The organism is Streptomyces albireticuli, assembly GCF_002192455.1.
GTDB lineage: Bacteria > Actinomycetota > Actinomycetes > Streptomycetales > Streptomycetaceae > Streptomyces > Streptomyces albireticuli_B.
The window spans coordinates 1,426,021-1,444,782 of record NZ_CP021744.1; the positions used below are offsets into that span (position 1 = coordinate 1,426,021).

Below are 18,762 nucleotides of genomic sequence, written 5' to 3' on the forward strand. Positions count from 1 at the left end.
GAGCGTCGGCCGGGCGGCTCAGACGCGGCCGAGGGCCCGTTCGAGGCCCTGGCCACGGGTGGCGATCACGGTGTCGGCCACGTCGGCGAGCCTGAGGTTGGCGTGCTGGGAGTGCCGGCGCAGCACCGCGAGGGCCTCGTCGGCGTCGCAGCCCAGGACGCACATGACGATGCCGCGGGCCTGGTCGACGGCGGGGCGGCGGCGCAGCGCCGTGTCGAGCTGGTCGACCTCGGCGAGGGCGGCGCGGTAGCGGCGGTCGCGGTCGAAGCCGGAGGCGGCGAGGTCGCCCAGTTCCTCGGCGGCGCCGCGGCAGGGGGCGTCCAGGCAGCCGGGGCGGAAGCCGTAGACCGTCAGCGTCAGGTCCAGGGCGTCGCGGCGGAAGACGAGCGTGGCGCTGGAGCGCAGGCCCGCGTCGAGGGCCCTGGCCCGGTAGCGCGGCCAGCGGTGGTCGTGCAGCAGGTCCTCGGCGGTGGCGGGGGCACCGGAGCCGAGGGCCTCGGGCACCGGGCCCTCGCCGGCCTCCAGTTGGGCGGCGACGAGCGCGGACAGGTCGGGGTGGGTGGCGGCCGTGCACGGCTCGGGTTCCTCGTCGGTGAACGCGGTGGTGCTGGCGCCGCAGCTGTCGGGGGCGCAGCGCACGGCGCGTTCGACGAGGCGGGCGAGGCCGCGGCCGAGGGTGGGCACGGCGTCGGCGGCGGTACCGGCCTCGGCCGCGCCGGGGGCGCCGGTACGGCCGGGCGCCGGACCGGCCGTCGGGTCCGGCAGCGGCCCGGACCACGCCTCGGACCACGCCTCGGGCCTCGGACCGGGCCCGGGGCCGCGCCTCGGGCCGGACATCGGGCCGGACATGGGATCGGGCATCGGATCGGGCTTCAGGTCCGGCATGGGCCACAACTCCTTCGGTCCGGGGGGTCCGGGCGGCCCGCGCCCTCCTGTGTTCCGGCTGCCCGGCCCCGCCGCCGGGAAACAACCGGCGGTAAGCGGAGTGCCCCGTGGGGTGCGGGGGTTACCGTGTGCGCATGGCCGAGTCCGAGGAACTGGGCGCGCGGCTCGCGGACTTCCGCAGACGCGTCGAGGAACTGTGCGGGGCACGGGCACTGCCGTCGCACGAACGGCTGTCCGCACTGGACGCCGCACTGTTCGAACTCCAGCACGCGGCGGAGTTCCTGTGGCCCCGGTACGAGGCGCTCGCCGCGCGCGGCGTACGGGGCGCGGACACCCGGGAACAGCGGCTGCTGCGCGCCCTGTTCCAGCGGATCCCCCTCGCCGTGGTCCTGCTGGACGGCGAGTCGGTCGTCCGGCGGCTGAACTTCGCGGCGACGCAGTTGTTCGCCGCGCGGGCGGGGTTCGCCACGGGCCGCTCCCTGACGGGCTCGCTGCGGCACGACGGGCGGGCCGCGTTCCGCAGCCATGTCGCGGCGGTGGCCCGTGGCGAGGGCGGGCGCAGCCTGGTCGTACGACTGCCGGGGGCGGAGGCGGACCGGGCGCTCCGGGCCACTCTCACGGCGCTGCGGCCGCCGGGCGAGCCGCGCACGGCGGTGCTGGCGGTGTTCCAGCCGGTGGACGGGGCCGCGCCGGACCCGGCGGGCGGCCACGCGGGGGCCGGGGTGCCGCCGCCCCGCGCCCGGCGGGGCCGCGCGGGCCTCCCGGCCGCTCCGGACCCGGTCGAGGTCACCCGCCACGCCGAGCTCCTGGACCTGGTCGACACGATGGCGACGGCCCTCCTGCGCACGGCGGGGGCGCCCCCGGAGCGGGTGCTGGAGCGGGCGGCGGAGGTGTTGTACGGGCGGTTCGCGGACTGGGTCGTGACGGACCTCCACGACGGGGGGCGGCTGCGGCGGGTGACGGTGTACGGGCCCGGGCGCGAGCCGGGCGGCGGGGAAGGGGACGGGGCGGTGCGCGCGTCCGGCGGTGGGGCCGGGGGCGGGCCCGCGGAGGCGGCGCCCGGCTCCGGTCTCGCCGACGCGTTCGCCCGTCAGGACCCGGCGTCCTGCCCGCTCGTCGTGGAGGCCGCCGCCGGCAGCCCGGCCTTCCAGGTGCGCCCGGACGACACCGAACTGTTCGGCCGGGACGCGCACGGGGCGCCGCTGCTGGTACGGGCGGCGGTCACGTCGCTGCTGTGCGTACCGCTACGGGTGTCGCCGGGGGCGCCGGTGCGGGGGGTGCTGACGCTGTTCCGGGCGGGTGCGCGGCGGGCGTTCGCGATGGCGGAGGCGGGGGTGGTGGACCGGGTGTCGCGGCATGTGGCGCTGGGGATGGGGTGACGGCTCGGCGTGCGGGGTCGGGTACGGGGCGCCGCTGCGCGGGGCCTTTCCCCGGCCCCGCCCCTTCCCGCCGCATCCGATGTGCGGCTCCGCCGCGTGCGGGGCTCCGCCCCGGACCCCGGTCCTCGAACTCCCCCGGCTACCGCTGGGAGGTGCCCCCGGACGGGCTGAGTAGTTGCCCGGAACCGGGCCCGGGGATCTCCCCTCTTCGGAAGGGACGGGGTGGGGAAAACCCCCTCCTCCCGTCACGCCGCCCGCCCCATCACCCGGTCGTGCAGCCGGTCGCACGTGCGGCTGATCAGACGCGACACGTGCATCTGCGAGATACCGAGCCGCTCCGCGATCCGGCTCTGCGTCATGTCGCAGAAGAACCGCAGGTAGAGGATCTCGCGCTCGCGCGGCGGCAGGGCCCGTAGCTCCGGTTTCAGGGACTCGCGGTCCACGACGAGCTGGAAGCCCGGCTCGGCGGCCCCGAGGGTGTCGCCGAGGGCGTAGCCGTCGTCGGTGCCCGGCAGGGCCGAGTCCAGGGAGAGTGTGCTGAAGCTGCCGAGGGCCTCCAGACCGGCCCGTACCTCGTCCTCGCTCATGCCGGTGTGCGCGGCGAGCTCCTCGACGCCGGGGCCCCGGCCGTCCGCCGTGCGGGTGAGTTCCTGGTGGGCGGTCCGTACGCGGTTGCGGAGCTCCTGGACGCGGCGGGGCACGTGCACGTCCCACATGTGGTCACGGAAGTGGCGCTTGATCTCGCCGACGACCGTGGGCACCGCGAAGCTCTCGAACGCGGTACCGCGGCCGGGGTCGTAGCGGTGGACGGCCTTGACGAGGCCGAGCATGGCCACCTGGCGGAGGTCCTCCACGGTCTCGCCGCGGTTGCGGAACTGGAGGGCGAGCCGCTCGGCCATCGGCATCCAGGCGCGGACGACCCGCTGCCGCAGCGCGTCCCGGGCGGGGCCGTCCGGGAGGGCGGCGATACGGGCGAAGTCGGGCGCGGTGTCGGGGGCGTCGTGGTGCGAGTGCCTGCGGCGCGCGGGCCGGGCGGGGGTCCGCCGGGCGGCCACGCCGGGGGTGGGCAGGTCACGCGCGGCGGTCGTGTCACGGGCAGCGGTCACGTCGCGAGCGGTGCTCTCCCGGGCGGTCGTCTCCGGGGCGGTCACGTCTCGTACCGGTGCGAGGGTCATGAGGCCGGTCTCCCTGGCGGTGAAAGGGTGACCGCGGGGCCCGGCGGCGTCCGGACAGGGCACGTCCGGAGCCGTAACGCGGCTCCCGCGGACGTGCCTCCGGTCCGAAGCACGTTCTGGCGCCTGCCCGGGGTCGCCGAGGGCAAACAGGGGTGAGGGCGAATGGGGCCCACCCGGGGCCCGCCCCTCACCCGCCGGCCCCACCGAGGTTTCGATGTCCGGTGATCGGTTACCCGTCACGCCGCACACCGTGACGCGGCGAGGAGGCAACGGCCCGGATGACCGAGTACGGCTACTTCCTGTCCTGCGAGGAGCACTCCCCCGCCGCGCTGGTCGAACAGGCCCGGATGGCGGAACAGGCGGGGTTCACCTCGCTGTGGATCTCCGACCACTTCCACCCGTGGACCGGGGAGCAGGGGCACAGCCCGTTCGTCTGGTCCGTGATCGGAGCCCTGTCGCAGGCCACGTCGCTGCCGGTGCAGACCGCGGTGACCTGCCCGACGATCCGGCTGCACCCGGTGGTGGTCGCGCAGGCCGCGGCCACCAGCGCGGTCCTCCTGGGCGGCCGCTTCCGGCTCGGCGTGGGCAGCGGCGAGGCCCTGAACGAGCACGTGCTCGGTGACGCGTGGCCGCAGGCCCCGGTGCGGCTGGAGATGCTGGAGGAGGCCGTCCAGGTGATGCGCCTGCTCTTCGAGGGCGGCGAGGTCAGCCACCACGGCAAGCACTACACCGTGGAGAACGCCCGGCTCTACACCGTGCCCGACGAGCCGGTGCCGATCGACGTGTCGGCGTTCGGGCCCGCGGCGGTCGAGGTGGCCGGGCGGCTCGGCGACGGGCTGCTGACGACCGAGCCCGACGGGGACGCCGTGGCCCGCTTCCGGCGCGGGGGCGGCGGCTCCAAGCCCGCCGTGGCCGGGGTGAAGGTGTGCTGGGGGCCGGACCGGGAGTCGGCGCGGGACCTCGCGCACCGGCTGTGGGCCGTCGAGCGGCTGCCGGGCGAGCTGGGGCAGATCCTGCCCACACCCGCCCATTTCGAACAGGCGGTCACCCTGGTGCCGCGTGAGCGGACCGCCGCGGCGGTCACCTGCGGCACCGACGTGGACGAGCACGTCCGCGCGCTCACCGCCTACGCCGACGCCGGCTTCGACCGGGTGCACGTGGGCCAGATCGGCCCCGACCAGCGGGGGTTCTTCGACTTCTACCGCACGAAGGTGCTGCCCCGGCTGACGACCTGAGCACGGCCCGGGACGTCCGGAGCCCCCGGACCGCGAGACCCGAGAAGCCCGAGAAGCCCGAGAAGCCCGAGAAGGTGGAGAACACGATGAGTCAGAAGGTGGCCGACTTCATCCTGGCGCGGCTGCGCGCCTGGGACGTGGAGCAGGTCTTCGGCTATCCGGGGGACGGCATCAACGGGCTGCTGGCGGCGTGGGAGCGGGCGGACAACCAGCCCCGGTTCATCCAGTCGCGGCACGAGGAGATGTCCGCCTTCGAGGCCGTCGGCTACGCCAAGTTCAGCGGCCGGCTGGGGGTCTGCGTCGCCACCTCCGGGCCGGGCGCGATCCACCTGCTCAACGGCCTGTACGACGCGAAGCTCGACCATGTGCCGGTGGTCGCGATCGTCGGCCAGACCCACCGGTCGGCGATGGGCGGCGCGTACCAGCAGGAGGTCGACCTGCACACCCTCTTCAAGGACGTCGCCTCCGACTTCCTGGAGACCGTCTACGTGCCCGAGCAGCTGCCGAACGTCCTGGACCGCGCCATCCGCACCGCGTACGCGCGCCGCGCGCCGACGGCCGTCATCCTCCCCGGTGACGTGCAGGACCTCGACTACACGCCGCCCACGCACGCGTTCAAGATGGTGCCCTCCAGCCTGGACCGCAGCGGCTGGCAGGCGGTGCCCTCGGACGAGTCGCTGGCCCGGGCGGCGGAGGTGCTCGACGCCGGTGAGAAGGTCGCGATCCTCATCGGGCAGGGCGCGGCCGGTGCCCGCGCGGAGACCGAGGAGATCGCGGACGTACTGGGTGCCGGGGTGGCGAAGGCGCTGCTGGGCAAGGACGCGCTGAGCGACGAGCTGCCCTACGTCACCGGCTCGATCGGGCTGCTGGGCACCCGCCCCTCGTACGAGCTGATGCGTGACTGCGACACCCTGCTGACGATCGGCTCCAACTTCCCCTACACCCAGTTCCTGCCGGAGTTCGGCCAGGCGCGGGCGGTGCAGATCGACATCGACCCCCATCTGGTGGGCCTGCGCTATCCGTACGAGGTGAACCTGATCGGCGACGCGCGGGCCACGCTCCAGCGGCTGCTCCCGCTGCTGCGCCGGAAGGAGAAGCGGGACTGGCAGGACGGGGTGCGGGCCGGGGTCGAGCGGTGGGACGAGGTGCTGGCGCGGCGCGCCGAGGTGAGCGCCGACCCCATCAACCCGGAGTACGTGGCGCGGGCGCTGTCCCCGATGCTGCCGGACAACGCGATCCTGACCTCCGACTCGGGTTCGGTCTCCAACTGGTACGCCCGGCACATCCGGATGCGCGGCACGATGCGCGGCTCCCTGTCGGGGACGCTCGCCACGATGGGCTGCGGGGTGCCGTACGCGATCGGCGCGAAGTTCGCGCACCCCAACCGGCCGGTGGTGGCGCTGGTCGGGGACGGCGCGATGCAGATGAACGGGATGGCCGAGCTGATCACGGCGGCCAAGTACCACACGCAGTGGGACGATCCCCGGCTGATCGTGGGCGTGTGGAACAACCACGACCTGAACCAGGTGACGTGGGAGATGCGGGCGATGAGCGGCTCGCCGCAGTTCCTGCCGTCGCAGGAGCTGCCCGACGTCTCCTACGCCTCCTTCGCCCGCTCGATCGGCCTGACCGGCATCCGGGTGGAGCGGCCGGAGCACGTCGAGGGCGCGTGGCGGCAGGCACTGGCCGCCGAGGGGCCGGCGGTCGTGGAGTTCCTGACCGACCCGGCGGTGCCGCCGATCCCGCCGCACGCGGACTGGGACCAGATCGAGTCCACGGCCGCCTCCATCATCAAGGGCGACTCCGACCGCGCCGGCATGATCCGGCAGGGCTTCAAGGCGAAGGTGCAGGAGTTCCTGCCGGGCGGGCCGAAGCGGGGCGGCGGCGGCTCGCGGCGGGAGGGCCGGGAGCCCCTCGGCTCCCCCGCGCCCCAGGAGGGTGGGGAGTGATCACGGAGGCCGGCCCCTGGGGCGCCCGCAGCCGCCCCTCCCGCACACCTTTTCCCGAAAGGAACTCGCTCATGAACGTGGCATTCCTCGTGGCGCCCGAGGGCGTCGAACAGGTCGAACTGACCGACCCGTGGCAGGCCGTGAAGGAGGCGGGCGGCACCCCCGTCCTCGTGTCGACCGACTCCGGGACCGTCCGGGGCTTCCACCACCTCGACAAGGCCGACGCCTTCCCCGTGGACAAGGTCGTCGGCGACACCGGCGTCTCGGAGTACGACGCCCTGGTGCTGCCCGGCGGCGTCGCCAACCCCGACGCGCTCCGCCTCGACGAGCGGGCCGTCGCCTTCGTCCGCGGCTTCTTCGACGCCGGCAAGCCCGTCGCGGCGATCTGCCACGCGCCGTGGACGCTGGTGGAGGCCGACGTCGTACGCGGCCGGACCCTCACGTCGTGGCCGAGCCTGCGCACGGACATCCGCAACGCGGGGGGTACGTGGGTGGACGAGCCGGTGAAGGTGTGTACGGCGGGGCCGACGACGCTGGTGACGAGCCGTAAGCCGGATGATCTGAAGGCGTTCCGGGAGGCGTTCGTGGCGGTGTTCCGGCGGGTGCCGCATCCGTGACGGGGGCGGTGACGGCGGATCGGTGAGGGTGGGGTGCGCCTGCGGCGGGCTTGTTCCCCACCCCACCCCGCCCCTTCCCGAACCGGGGCTTGCCCCCGCCACGCGGCGGAGCCGCACATCGGATACAGCGGGAAGGGGCGGGGCCGGGGAAAGGCCCCGCGCGGCGGCACCCACCCGTCACCGCACCCCGTTGCCACCCCCCGCTGCCCGCCGTCCTGGCCGACGGCGTCTGAGGTCGTTCAGGCGCGGCGGCCCAGCTGCGCCAGGAGGACGGTCTGGGCGTCGGCGCCGGACGGTGTTTCGACGGGGGCGGCGAACAGGCCCGTGGCCGCGAGGGAGTCCGCGTACGGCTCGACCTCCCGGCGGGCGAAGTCGACCAGGGCCTTCGGCAGGTGTTCGTCGGCGCCGATCGCCCGGGAGAGGTCCCAGGCGTGCACGATCGCGTCGGCCGTCATCTGCGCGCAGTAGGCGTCGGCACGGGTGGGCCCCTGGCTGAGCCGCGTCGTGCGGTCCAGGGCGCCGGGCGCGGCGAAGGCGGTAAGGGCCGCGGCGGCCGCGTCGTCCCAGGTGGCGACCGGGTCGTCGCCGAGGAGGTCGCCGTCCAGCGAGTCGCCGAGGTCCGCGACGGACGCCCCGTCCAGCATCGGCGGCACCCACAGCTGCTCGACCGCCAGGTGGTTGACGAGCTCGCGCACCGACCAGCCGGCGCAGGGCGTGGGCGCGTCCCACTGGTCGGGGCGGACGGCGTGCACGCGGTCGGTGAAGAGGGCGAGCGCCTCGCCGTGCCGGGACAGCAGGGCCTTCGCCTCCGGGGTCTCACGGGTCATGGCGTCCATTGTCCGCGCGCGTCCGCCGGGCGGCGACCGGCGCGCGCGGTGGCATGGGCGGGGCGGCCCCGGGTACTGCGGCAGGACCCCGGAAACCGTTCGGAGGGACGGGGTGCCGGACGAAGGACGAAGAGCGAAGGACGAGGGCCGAAGGAAGGAGACCGGACATGGCACAGCTCGTGAAGGACGTCATGACCCCGGCGATCGTGGCCGTGCACCCGGACGCGTCGCTGGTCGAGGCCGCGCAGCTGATGCGCTCCCAGGGTGTCGGCGATGTGATCGTCACGGAGGGCGGCCGGCTGCTCGGCGTGCTCACGGACCGGGACATCGCCCTGCGCGCGGTGGCGGACGGCGTGGATCCGCTGGCCGTCAGCTGCGAGTCGGTGTGCACGGCCGAACCGGTGACGGTGGGCCCGGAGGACGAGGTGTCCACGGCGGTGGGCCTGATGCGCCGGTACGCCGTGCGCCGGCTGCCCGTGGTCGAGCACGGCCGGCCGCTGGGCATGGTCAGCGCGAGCGACCTCGGCTGACCGGGCCGTACGGGACGCGGCCGAAAGGGGGTGCTCCGCATCGAGCCGGGCCCAGGGGGTACACGGGATCCATGCAGAAGGCACGAGTACTGGGTTCCCTGGACCGGGCGGTCTTCCTGACGGTCGCGGCACGGCACTGGCCGGGCGGCGACCGCGTCCTGCCACGGCTGTCCCGCAGCGCGGACCACGGGCTGCTGTGGTTCGGGCTGGCGGCGGGCGCCGCGGTGGTGGGCGGGCGGCCCGCGCGGCGCGCGGCGCTGCGCGGGGCGGTCTCGCTGGCCGTCGCGTCCGCGACCGTGAACACGATCGGCAAGCGGTCGGTGCGGCGCCTGCGCCCGGTGCTCGACGGCGTGCCGCTCGTCCGGCGGCTGTCCCGGCAGCCGATCACGACGTCTTTCCCGTCCGGGCACTCGGCGTCGGCCGTCGCCTTCGCGACGGGTGTCGCCCTGGAGAACCGTGCCTGGGGCCTGGCGCTGGCCCCGCTGGCCGCTTCCGTGTGCTTCTCGCGCGTCTACACCGGGGTCCACTATCCGGGTGATGTCCTCGCGGGCGCGGCGCTGGGCGCGGGCGCGGCCTTCGCGGTGCGGGGCGTCGCCCCCACCCGCGCCCAGCTCGCGCCGCCGGCCCGGCCGAGGGCGGACGCCCCGGCGCTGCCCGGCGGCGAGGGCCTCGTCGTGGTGGCGAACGCGGGCTCCGGCCAGCGGACGGTGGCGTGGACGGACCCGGCGCAGGTCGTGCGCTCGGCGCTGCCGGGCGCCGAGGTCCTCGCGTGCGGCCAGGACGACGGGGAGCCGCTGGAGAAGGTGCTGGAGACCGCGGCGTCCCGGGCGCGTGAACGCGGCGGCGCGCTGGGCGTGTTCGGCGGTGACGGCACCGTCAACGCGGCGGCGGCCGTCGCCAGGCGGTACGGGCTGCCGCTGGCGGTGCTGCCGGGCGGCACATACAACCACTTCGCCTACGACCTGGGCATCGAGACCCTGGCCGACGCCTCCCGGGCGGTGGAGACGGGCGAGGCCGTGGCCGTCGACATGGTGCGCTTCGGGGGCCCGGGCGAGGAGCGATGGTTCCTGAACACCTTCAGCATCGGCGCCTATCCCGAGCTGGTGCGGGTGCGCGAGCGGTGGGCGCGGCGGATCGGCGCCTGGCCGGCCGGGGTGCTGGCGGCCGTGCACGTGCTGCGCACGGCGCGACCGCTCCGGCTGGACGTCAACGGCCGGCCGCGGCGGGTGTGGCTGCTGTTCGCCGGTAACTGCGCGTACCGGGGGCTGGGGCTCGCCCCGGTGCGGCGGCACGACCTCGCGGACGGCGTGCTGGACGTCCGGCTGGTCTCCGGCGACCGGCTGGCCGGCACCCGGCTGCTGCTGGCCGCGCTGACGGGCGGCCTCAAGCACTCCCCCGTGCTGCGGACGTCCCGGGTGCGGCAGTTGCGCGTCGGCGGCGTCGCGCCCGGCACCCACCTCGCCTACGACGGGGAGATCGCCGAGGCCCCGGCGGAGCTGACGCTGCGGAAGGAGAACGAGGCGCTGGTCGTCTACCGGCTGCCGGCCGACTGGTGAGCCGCCCGTGCCCGGATCACCCGGCGACGGGCCCACGGTCACCGCGCGCGGCACGGTGAGCCGTTCGACCCCTCACCGCATCGGGTGAAGGGCCCTCGGCAGCCCTTCCGGAAGCGCCCGTGAGAGATCCCCTTCCCTCGCCGACGCGTCCAACTAGCCTTGTTCCCATGAACATTCTGGGGACTTCGCTACGGGTGTGCGTCGACGATCTGGAATCGGCGATCGGTGTCTACGAGCGTCTGACCGGGGCCGAGGCGATGCGCTTCCGGCGCGCCGGGGTGAGCGTCGCGGCGGTCGGCTGCTTCTTCCTGATGAGCGGGCCGGAGCGGGAGCTCTCGGTGCTGCGGAACATCACGGCGACCATCGCGGTGACGGACGTCGACGAGGCGCTGGAGGACCTCCGGGCGGTCGGCGCGCAGATCATCGCCGGGCCCGTGCCGACGCCCATCGGGCGCAACCTGGTGGCGCGCCACCCGGACGGGTCGGTCTTCGAGTACGTCGACCGCAAACCCGGTTAGGGACGGTGACGGGCCGGGGTTCCGGTGCGCCGGTACCCCGGCCCGTCGGGAAGCGCCGGTTCCTCAGCCCTCGGGGAGGCGTGCCGGCCGCATCCGGAAGTCGTACCGCCGGGGCAGCGGGTGCTCGGCGCGCGCCCGTGACCGGATCTCCTCCGTGACGGGACCGCCGTCGGCGAGCAGGAGCTCCGCCGCCGCGTACCAGGTGTCGGCGAGCGTCTCGTCGCCCTCCCGCAGGTCGTCGACCTCGAAGCCCTCGTCGAAGAGCGCCCGCGCGCCCGCCGCGTCGCCGCGCGCGAGGAGCACCCGGGCCCGCAGCAGGGTGAAGCGCCCCCGTGCCCGGACGGCCGGCCGCAGCCCGTCCAGGACGGCTCCGGCCTCGTCGGCGCGGCCCACCGCGAGCAGGGCCTCGGCGGTCTCCCGGCCGAGGGCCGCCGTCACGGCGGTCCAGGAGACACCGTCCCCCTGTTCCGCGCGGGCGCCCTCGAACGCCTGGAGGAAGCGGTCGGCGGCCCGCTCGGCGTGGCCGTCCGCCTGGTCGGCGACGGCGAGGCAGCGGGTCGACGGCCAGTGGCCGCCCCCGGTCTGCTCCCAGCTGCGGACGGCCTGCGAGCGGTCGCCCGCGTGCCAGCGCGCGACGCCCAGGTGGTAGTGGAGGTAGTGGTCCTGGAGGTCGTCGCCGGCCTCGGCCAGCTCCAGCAGGTCCCGCCAGTACGGCGACACCAGCGTCGGCCCGGGCGGCAGCGCCCGCGTCGGCGTGGGCAGGGAGCCCGAGCGCAGCAGGCTCAGCCAGGGCTCCTGCTCCTCACCCAGCGTCGCCGCGTCGAAGGGCGTGCCCGGCAGCTCGTACCGGCCCCGCTCGGCCTCCAGGGCGCCCCAGCCGGAGCCGGTGGCCAGGCTCTCCTTGGGGTCGAGGTCGGCGTACGGGCGCCAGGCGGCGTACGCCTCCGCCAGTCCGGCGCGCGGCAGGGCCGCCTCCAGGCGGGTCTCGACCTCGTCGCGGGCGGCCGCCCAGTCGGCGCCGTGCGCGCGCCCGGGGTCGGCGGTCAGCGGGCCGTACGCCTCCAGCCAGGCGAACTCCCCGCCCGCTTCCAGCCGGACGTGCTCCAGCTGGGTGCGGGCGAGGCCCGCCTGGATCTCGGCGTAGCCGCCCGTGCCGGGTTCGGTCAGCCACTCCTGCCAGCGCCGTCCGCCGGGTCCGGAGCCCCATACGAAGAGCTTGCGGCCGCGCAGGAGGTCGGTCGAGGTCTGCACGAGGCCCGAGCCCTCCGCGTCGAGGGAGGCGATCCAGCGGCGTCCGGCGTCGGGCACGTCGTAGAAGAAGTCGGCGGCGTGCGTGCCGCGGAGCGGGTACGTGCGGTCGGCGCCCTCCCACTCCGGGACCGGGACCTTGCGCAGGGTGCGTTCGTAGCCGAAGCGCCAGGCCTCCTCCGCGGGGGCGAGGACGCGGGTGCCGGCGTCCTCGGGCACCGCGATGTTGGACCACCAGTAGACGGGCGCGGGGCGCTCGTGGGGGTTGCGGATCCGCACGCCCACGTAGAGGAAGTCGGAGTCGTCGGGCAGCCAGAGGTCGACCTGGAAGGGCAGGTCGCGCATCCGTTCCCACTCCCACAGCCGCAGCATCGACCCGCCCCCGGGCGCGGGCACCCGGGCGGCGTGCAGCGGGGTCGTGGCCAGGGGTGAGTGGCCGGTGGCGCCGGTGTTCCACTCGATGCCGCCGGAGAACCAGGCGCCGTTCAGCCCGAACTCGGCGGGCTGGAGCACCGGGTTGCGGTAGAGGAGCTGCCGCCCGGTCGGCTTGTGTTCGAGCGAGTGCACCCGGCCGCCGAGGCCGGGCAGGACCGTGGCGCGCAGCCGGTCGTTCTCGATGACGACCGCCTCGACGTCGGTGGGGACGCGCTCGCGGGTGTAGTTGTCGCGCCGCCGTACGGGCAGCACCGTGCGGAGCGGGGCGTAGCCGACCTGGCGGGCCATCGCGGCGGGCAGGGTGGCGCGCTGCGCGGCGTCGGGGCGGTGGGGTCTGAAGGGGGGCAGCAGCGCGGGCAGCGGGTTCTCGGGGCCCAGCGGGGCGGCGGGCAGGGACAGCACGGCACGTCGGATGGTCGTGGGCACGGCACCTCGTTCTCTCGGACCCTGGTGGAGCTCTCGGCGTCTTTCGCTACGGCTTTCTCGGTACGGTTTTCGGTACGACTTGTGTACGGCCCGGGAACCCGGGTTCCCCCTAGGACTCGGGGAGCATGTCGGCGGTGATCGCCCAGCGTTCGTGGTCGCGCCAGGCGCCGTCGATGAAGAGGAAGCCGGGCGAGAACCCCTCCAGCCGGAAGCCGTGCCGCTTCACCAGCCGGAGTGACGCGGTGTTCCCCGGCTGGACGTTCGCCTCCAGGCGGTGCAGCCCCAACGGGCCGAAGGCGTGGCGCAGTACGAGCCCGAGGCCCTCGCCGAGGAGGCCGCGGCCCGCGGTGGGCGCGAAGGCGCCGTAGCCGAGCGCCCCGCACAGGAAGGCGCCGCGCACGATGTTGTTGATGTTGACGAACCCGGCCTGGGTCTCGGCCGCGCCGTCCTCCCCGGGCAGGCAGACGAGGAATCCCACGCGCTGTTCGCCGTCCAGCCGGTCGGCGTAGGCGGTGAACGTCGCCTCCGTGTCGGGCATCGAGAGCCACGGCCGGTGCAGGTCTGTGCTGGCGCGCACCAGCCGGGTGAACTCCGGGCCGTCCGCGCGGGTGAGGGGGCGGATGGCGACGCGGGGCCCGCGGGCGAGGTAACGGCCGTCACCGGCCTCGGGATGATCAAGCACCATTTCCTCATCGTACGGGCCGGGTGCGGCGTTGGGGGGTGCCCTGACCTCCCCGTTCCGGGGATCCGGAATCGCCCTCTCCCGGTACGCGAGGGCGCCGCGCGGGGCGCGGCACGGAAAACTCCCGTCGCGGGAGGGCGCATTCGACGACACCCGCCACAAACATCCGCGCCCCCGCGCGCCCCTCACGTACCACCCACCACCCCCTGTGACCGCACGACCCCCCTCCGTAGCGTTAGGAGGCGGAACTTCCGCATCCCTTGGGTGGCCAAGGCATGCGGCAACAGGAGGTCGAGATGAGACGACGCACCCCTATCCTCGCCATGACGGCCCTCGCGGCCCTCGCCGTCGGCACGGTCGCGGCCGCCGCGGACGGCCCCGAGGACAAGCCGGGAATCGTGGCGCCCAGCAAGCAGAAGGCCGAGCGGGACGCGGAGCCGCTGGCCGCGCACGGGCAGTTCTTCGGGGACTTCGTCACGGTGGAGCCGAACACGAACCGGTCGGCCACGGTGTCGTGCCCCACCGGCCAGGTGCCGACGGGCGGCGGGGGCACGACCAGCGCCATCCGGATCTTCTTCACCGACTCCTTCGCGAGCGGCAGGTCCTGGGTCGTCAGAGGCACGAACACCAACAGCGTGAACGAATCGATCAGGGCGTTCGTGGTGTGCACGACACCGTAGCCCGATGACCCCCGGGTGCCGGGTCCCCCACCATCCGGCGCCCGGGACCGCCGGCCGCCCGCGCCCAGCCCCCCTTCGGGCGCGGGTGGCCGGCTCGACCGGCCACCGGGCCGGGCCCCGGCGGCCGACGTCCCCGCGTCAGGCGGGCCCGCGTCAGTAGTTGAAGGTCTCGAACCTGACCCGGGCGGTCCTCTCGCTTTCATAGACGACCGTCAGCTGGACGACGTCGGCGTTGGGGTGCGCGTCCGGGGGCTCGTCGACGTCCAGGACGACGCCGTCGAGGGTCGTCCGGATGCCGTCCGGGGTCTCCTTGTCGATCGAGCGGCTGCGGTCGCCGGGGTAGGCGGCGAGCCAGGCGTGGACGTCCGCGCGCGGCATGCGGAAGGTGCCGCGCATGTCGGGGCCCATGAGGGTGTCCTTCTTCTCGCAGTCCTCGTCCGTGGCGCGCTCGGGCAGCTCCCCGCCCGCGAACGACAGGGCCTTCGCGCAGCTGACGGAGGAGACGCCCTCCACCGGCCCCATGGACTCCAGCAGCCACGCCCCGAGACCGAGGACGGAGGCGACGCCGAACAGGATCGAGCCCGCGGCGATGCCGACGACCCGCCAGGTCTCCGACGCGCCCGCGTGCCGGCGCCGCGCCGGGAGGGCCTTCGTCGGCGGGTGCGCCGGGAGGGCGGCCGAGGCCGTGCCGGGAGTCTCTGTCACCGCGCTACCTGTCTTCCGATGATCATTTGATCGGAAGACAAAGTATGACGTCCTGGTGACGCCGCAGGTCAGGCAGGGTCCGCCGAAGCCGCCCCGCTCCCCGGCCGGTTCCCGCCGCCCGGCAGCGGCCACATCCGCGCGGCCGTCTCCGCGACGGCCTCCAGCTCCTCCCGCGCGGCGCCGTCGCGGGCCTGCTGCGACAGGCCCTGCATCATCGCGACGACACAGCGCGCCAGGGTGGCCGCGTCGGTGTCCGGCGGCAGCTCGCCCGCGGCGGCGCCGGCCCGCAGGCGGCGTTCGAACGCGGCGACGGTGGCGGCGCGGCGGGCACGCAGCAGCTCCTCCGCCTCGGCGGAGGAGGTGGTGCAGCCGGTGGCCGCCATGAGCGTCAGACAGCCGGTGGGGCGGCCGGGCTCGGTGTACTCGCGCGCGGCCTCGCGCAGGACCCGGCCCAGGGCGCCGAGCGCGGTCGGCTCCTCCGTCAGGGCGCGGCGGACGAAGTCGCCGTACGTCCGCCCGTAGGCCTCCACGACCTCGGCGAAGAGCGCCTCCTTGTTGCCGAAGGCGGCGTAGAGGCTGGGCGGGGCGATGCCCATGGCGCGGGTCAGGTCGGCTACCGAGGTCGCCTCGTAACCGTGCTCCCAGAAGGCGAGGGTCGCCGTTCTCAGGGCGGCCTCGCGGTCGAAGGAACGGGGGCGGCCACGCTGTCTCACTGCCATGAATGAATTCTATATCGACCGCTAACCATTGTGTTATGGTCCGCCGTATAGCGATCGCTACAGAAGGGGAGCAGTGCCATGGGTGCACTTACGGGTAAGACCGCCCTCGTCACCGGCGCGAGCCGGGGCATCGGCCGGGCCATCGCCGAGCGACTGGCCGCCGACGGAGCCCGGGTCGGCGTGCACTACGGCAGCAACGACGACGCCGCCAAGGCCGTGGTGGCGGCGATCCAGGACGCCGGCGGCGAGGCCTTCGCGATCCGTGCCGAGCTGGGCGTCCCCGGCGACGCGGCGGCGCTGTGGGCGGAGTTCGACCGGCACGCCGACGGGCTGGACATCCTCGTCAACAACGCCGGCGTCGGGCTGCTCGCCCCCGTCGAGGGCGTGCAGGAGGCGGACTTCGACCGCGTCTTCGCGGTCAACGTCAAGTCCCTGTTCTTCGTCACCCAGCAGGCGCTCGGCCGGCTGCGCGACGGCGGGCGGATCATCAACCTCTCCAGCGCCACCACCCGGATCGCCATGCCGAACATCGTGGCGTACTCGGCCACCAAGGGCGCGATCGACACCCTGACCCTGACGCTCGCCGAGGCGCTGGCGCCCCGGGGCATCACGGTGAACGCGGTGGCGCCCGGCATCATCGAGACGGAGTTCAACCCGTGGCTCGCGATACCGGAGATGCGCGCCACGGCCGAGAGCTGGTCGGCCCTGGGCCGGACCGGCACGCCCGCCGACGTGGCCGGCCTGGCGGCGTTCCTGGCCTCGGAGGCCGCGGGCTGGACGACCGGCCAGATCATCGACGTCAGCGGCGGCTCGGCCCTGGGCAACGGACCGTCGGCCAAGCGCTGACCTCCCGCCCGCAGGGAAGGACCGAAGGGGCCCGCCGCACGGCGGGCCCCTTCCCCTTTTCCCTCCGCACCGCCCCCGACATGACGGATTCACCCCCGCGCCGCCGGTCGCCGCACCCCGGCGGTATCCGGCCTTCCGCCGGCCCCGGCGCAGGGAGCCGCCCGTGCACGGCTCTTCAGCGCTGCGGCGATGCCGCTTATGACCAAGGTCACTCTGATGAACCGTCAATTCCGCAGTTCAATTCCCAGACGCCGGGCTGCCCGACACACATCTGACGCCCAACTGCCTTGCGCTCGGCACGGTTTCGCTTCCGCACGAAGACCGACACGGGGGGAATTCACCATGCCCATGGATCGCCGCACCCTCATGAGACGGACCGCCGCCGTCACCGGGGGCACCGCCCTCACCGCACTCGCGGCACCGGCCCGCGCGGCCGACGAACCCGCGCCCGGCGAGTCCGGAGCCTCGCTGGAGACCGCGGGCGGCGCCACCGTCCTGCCGGCGGACGGCCGCTACGCCCCGCTGACCACGGGCAACAACACGCGGTTCACCGCACGGCCCGACTACATCAAGATGATCAAGTCTCCGGCCGACGCGGCGAAGGCCCTCGGCGACGCCGTCAAGGCGGGCAAGCGGGTCGCGGTGCGCAGCGGCGGACACTGCTTCGCCGACTTCGTGAGCCACCCCGACGTCAAGGTCATCCTCGACCTCTCCGAGCTCAACCGGGTGGGGTACGACCCGGGGATGCGGGCCTTCTCCGTCGAGCCCGGCGCCCGGCTGCTCAACGTCTACGAGTCGCTGTACCGGGGCTGGGGCGTCACCGTCCCCGGCGGCACCTGCTACGGCGTCGGCATCGGCGGCCATGTCGCGGGCGGCGGCTACGGGCTGCTCTCCCGCCGGCACGGGCTGGTCGTCGACCACCTCTACGCGGTGGAGGTCGTCGTCGTCAACGCCGCCGGGGAGACCCGGATCGTCCGCGCCACGCGGGAGGCGAACGACCCCGACCGCGACCTGTGGTGGGCGCACACCGGCGGGGGTGGCGGCAACTTCGGCCTGGTGACCCGCTACTGGTTCCGCTCGCCGGGCGCCACCGGCTCCGCGCCCGGCGCCCAGCTGATCTCGCCGCCGTCGACCGTGCTGGTCAACGCCGTCGGCATCCCCTGGAGCCAGCTGGACGAGCAGGGCTTCACCCGGCTGCTGAAGAACTACGGCGCCTGGTTCGAGGCCAACAGCGCCCCGGACTCCAAGAACCGCCACCTCAACAGCATCCTCAACATCTCCTCCCAGGCCAACGGCGTGATCGGGATGTTCACCCAGGTCGACGCCACGGTGCCGGGCGCCGCCCAGCTCATGGACGACTACCTGGCCGCCGTGACCGCGGGGACCGGCGCCCAGGTCAAGGCCCTGGACCGGCCCAACGGCGAGCTGCCCGCGATGCCGCGGCTCGCCGCGGCCCGGCAGCTCCCCTGGCTCCAGGCCACCCGGCTGATCGGCACGAGCAACTCCACCCTCAACGACCCCACGATGCGCGGCGCCCACAAGTCCGGGTACCTGCGCGCGAACTTCACGGACGCGCAGGCCGCGGCCGTGTACGCGGCCATGACCGACCCGGGGTACCGCAACACCCGCACCATGCTGGTGCTGTTCCCCGTCGGCGGGCAGGTCAACGCCGTCGCTCCGGACGCCACCGCCTACCCGCAGCGGAGCGCGTCCCTCAAGATGCTGTTCCAGACGTTCTGGAACGACCCCGCGCAGGACGCCACCCACCTCGGCTGGATCCGGGGCTTCTACGGGAAGTTCTTCGCGGCCACGGGCGGGGTGCCGGGCCTGGGCGGGCAGAGCGACGGCTGCTACATCAACTACCCGGACACCGACATGGCCGACCCCGCGCAGAACACGTCGGGCGTGCCGTGGCACGCGCTGTACTACAAGGACAACTACGCACGGCTCCAGCAGGTGAAGAAGCGGTACGACCCGGGCAACGTCTTCCGGCACTCGCTGTCGGTCGCGCTCCCGAAGAGCTGACGCCGCGGCGCCGGGGGGTGCCGCGGAGGTCGGCGAGCGGGCACTCCCCCGGCGCCGCTACCTCCGGCCCCGCACCGACACGTACCGCCCCAGCAGCCAGCCCACGACCAGCATCGCCGCCAGGGCCAGCCACAACGGCATCGAGACCTCGGGGCCGATGATGCGGATCTTCACATGGCGGGTGTTCTCGAAGACGAGGACGAGCGCGAGGACGGCGACGACCAGCAGGGCGATCCGGCCGGGCGTCGCCAGCTCGCGGAGGCGGCCGCCGGAGGCCCCGCCGGCCGCCGGGCCCTTGGGTCGGGAGCTCATGGCCCCACCATGG

18 protein-coding genes are annotated in these 18,762 nt (G+C 74.6%); 10 read left to right on the forward strand and 8 right to left on the reverse strand.

Annotated features, from left to right (window positions below; translation table 11 throughout):
* Positions 1-18: 18 nt before the first annotated feature.
* Entirely contained in the window at positions 19-885 is an 867-nt protein-coding gene (locus SMD11_RS06260; RefSeq protein ID WP_234365924.1) for an ANTAR domain-containing protein, read from the reverse strand.
* 134 nt (positions 886-1,019) lie between these two features.
* On the opposite strand from SMD11_RS06260, the gene SMD11_RS06265 reads away from it, so the two are divergent.
* On the forward strand, positions 1,020-2,264 hold the full coding sequence (locus SMD11_RS06265; protein WP_087925483.1) for a PAS domain-containing protein: 1,245 nt from the start codon (positions 1,020-1,022) through the stop codon (positions 2,262-2,264).
* A gap of 245 nt (positions 2,265-2,509) precedes the next feature.
* Here SMD11_RS06265 and SMD11_RS06270 read toward each other — a convergent pair whose 3' ends face one another.
* Positions 2,510-3,439, reverse strand: a complete 930-nt coding sequence (locus SMD11_RS06270) for a SigB/SigF/SigG family RNA polymerase sigma factor (RefSeq protein WP_087925484.1) — start codon at positions 3,437-3,439, stop codon at positions 2,510-2,512.
* Between the two features lie 278 nt (positions 3,440-3,717).
* On the opposite strand from SMD11_RS06270, the gene SMD11_RS06275 reads away from it, so the two are divergent.
* The 3 genes from SMD11_RS06275 (at position 3,718) to SMD11_RS06285 (ending at position 7,240) form a co-directional block, all read left to right on the forward strand.
* Positions 3,718-4,674, forward strand: a complete 957-nt coding sequence (locus SMD11_RS06275; protein ID WP_087925485.1) for an LLM class F420-dependent oxidoreductase — start codon at positions 3,718-3,720, stop codon at positions 4,672-4,674.
* 86 nt (positions 4,675-4,760) lie between these two features.
* Positions 4,761-6,623: a thiamine pyrophosphate-requiring protein gene (locus tag SMD11_RS06280; protein WP_087925486.1), complete on the forward strand. Its 1,863-nt coding sequence runs from the start codon at positions 4,761-4,763 to the stop codon at positions 6,621-6,623.
* Positions 6,624-6,694: 71 nt separating this feature from the next.
* Entirely contained in the window at positions 6,695-7,240 is a 546-nt protein-coding gene (locus SMD11_RS06285) for a type 1 glutamine amidotransferase domain-containing protein (protein ID WP_087925487.1), read from the forward strand.
* A gap of 239 nt (positions 7,241-7,479) precedes the next feature.
* Here SMD11_RS06285 and SMD11_RS06290 read toward each other — a convergent pair whose 3' ends face one another.
* Entirely contained in the window at positions 7,480-8,067 is a 588-nt protein-coding gene (locus tag SMD11_RS06290) for a TIGR03086 family metal-binding protein (protein WP_087930315.1), read from the reverse strand.
* A gap of 167 nt (positions 8,068-8,234) precedes the next feature.
* Here SMD11_RS06290 and SMD11_RS06295 point away from each other — a divergent pair, with 167 nt between their 5' ends.
* The 3 genes from SMD11_RS06295 (at position 8,235) to SMD11_RS06305 (ending at position 10,671) form a co-directional block, all read left to right on the forward strand.
* Entirely contained in the window at positions 8,235-8,597 is a 363-nt protein-coding gene (locus tag SMD11_RS06295; RefSeq protein WP_087925488.1) for a CBS domain-containing protein, read from the forward strand.
* A 71-nt stretch (positions 8,598-8,668) separates the two neighbouring features.
* Complete coding sequence (locus SMD11_RS06300) at positions 8,669-10,153, forward strand: phosphatase PAP2 family protein (RefSeq protein ID WP_087925489.1); 1,485 nt, start codon at positions 8,669-8,671, stop codon at positions 10,151-10,153.
* A gap of 167 nt (positions 10,154-10,320) precedes the next feature.
* On the forward strand, positions 10,321-10,671 hold the full coding sequence (locus SMD11_RS06305; RefSeq protein ID WP_087925490.1) for a VOC family protein: 351 nt from the start codon (positions 10,321-10,323) through the stop codon (positions 10,669-10,671).
* Between the two features lie 63 nt (positions 10,672-10,734).
* On the opposite strand, the gene SMD11_RS06310 is transcribed toward SMD11_RS06305, so the two are convergent.
* Entirely contained in the window at positions 10,735-12,780 is a 2,046-nt protein-coding gene (locus tag SMD11_RS06310) for a DUF5107 domain-containing protein (RefSeq protein ID WP_087925491.1), read from the reverse strand.
* A 109-nt stretch (positions 12,781-12,889) separates the two neighbouring features.
* Positions 12,890-13,465 carry a GNAT family N-acetyltransferase gene (locus SMD11_RS06315; protein ID WP_087925492.1) on the reverse strand — a complete coding sequence of 192 codons (576 nt, stop codon included), beginning with the start codon at positions 13,463-13,465 and terminating at the stop codon, positions 12,890-12,892.
* 293 nt (positions 13,466-13,758) lie between these two features.
* Between SMD11_RS06315 and SMD11_RS06320 the strand changes: the two genes are divergently transcribed.
* Positions 13,759-14,142, forward strand: coding sequence for a hypothetical protein (locus SMD11_RS06320; RefSeq protein WP_159395245.1), 384 nt, complete (start codon positions 13,759-13,761; stop codon positions 14,140-14,142).
* Between the two features lie 153 nt (positions 14,143-14,295).
* Here SMD11_RS06320 and SMD11_RS06325 read toward each other — a convergent pair whose 3' ends face one another.
* Together SMD11_RS06325 and SMD11_RS06330 are read right to left on the reverse strand one after the other, a co-directional pair.
* Entirely contained in the window at positions 14,296-14,847 is a 552-nt protein-coding gene (locus SMD11_RS06325) for a hypothetical protein (RefSeq protein ID WP_087925494.1), read from the reverse strand.
* A 68-nt stretch (positions 14,848-14,915) separates the two neighbouring features.
* Positions 14,916-15,566 carry a TetR/AcrR family transcriptional regulator gene (locus SMD11_RS06330; protein ID WP_087925495.1) on the reverse strand — a complete coding sequence of 217 codons (651 nt, stop codon included), beginning with the start codon at positions 15,564-15,566 and terminating at the stop codon, positions 14,916-14,918.
* A gap of 78 nt (positions 15,567-15,644) precedes the next feature.
* Between SMD11_RS06330 and SMD11_RS06335 the strand changes: the two genes are divergently transcribed.
* Both SMD11_RS06335 and SMD11_RS06340 read left to right on the forward strand, forming a co-directional pair.
* Positions 15,645-16,412, forward strand: a complete 768-nt coding sequence (locus SMD11_RS06335) for an SDR family oxidoreductase (RefSeq protein ID WP_087925496.1) — start codon at positions 15,645-15,647, stop codon at positions 16,410-16,412.
* A gap of 342 nt (positions 16,413-16,754) precedes the next feature.
* Entirely contained in the window at positions 16,755-18,437 is a 1,683-nt protein-coding gene (locus SMD11_RS06340; protein ID WP_087925497.1) for an FAD-binding protein, read from the forward strand.
* Between the two features lie 57 nt (positions 18,438-18,494).
* Here SMD11_RS06340 and SMD11_RS06345 read toward each other — a convergent pair whose 3' ends face one another.
* A complete protein-coding gene (locus SMD11_RS06345; protein WP_087925498.1) occupies positions 18,495-18,749 on the reverse strand; it encodes a DUF1049 domain-containing protein in 255 nt (84 codons plus the stop codon).
* Positions 18,750-18,762: the final 13 nt, after the last annotated feature.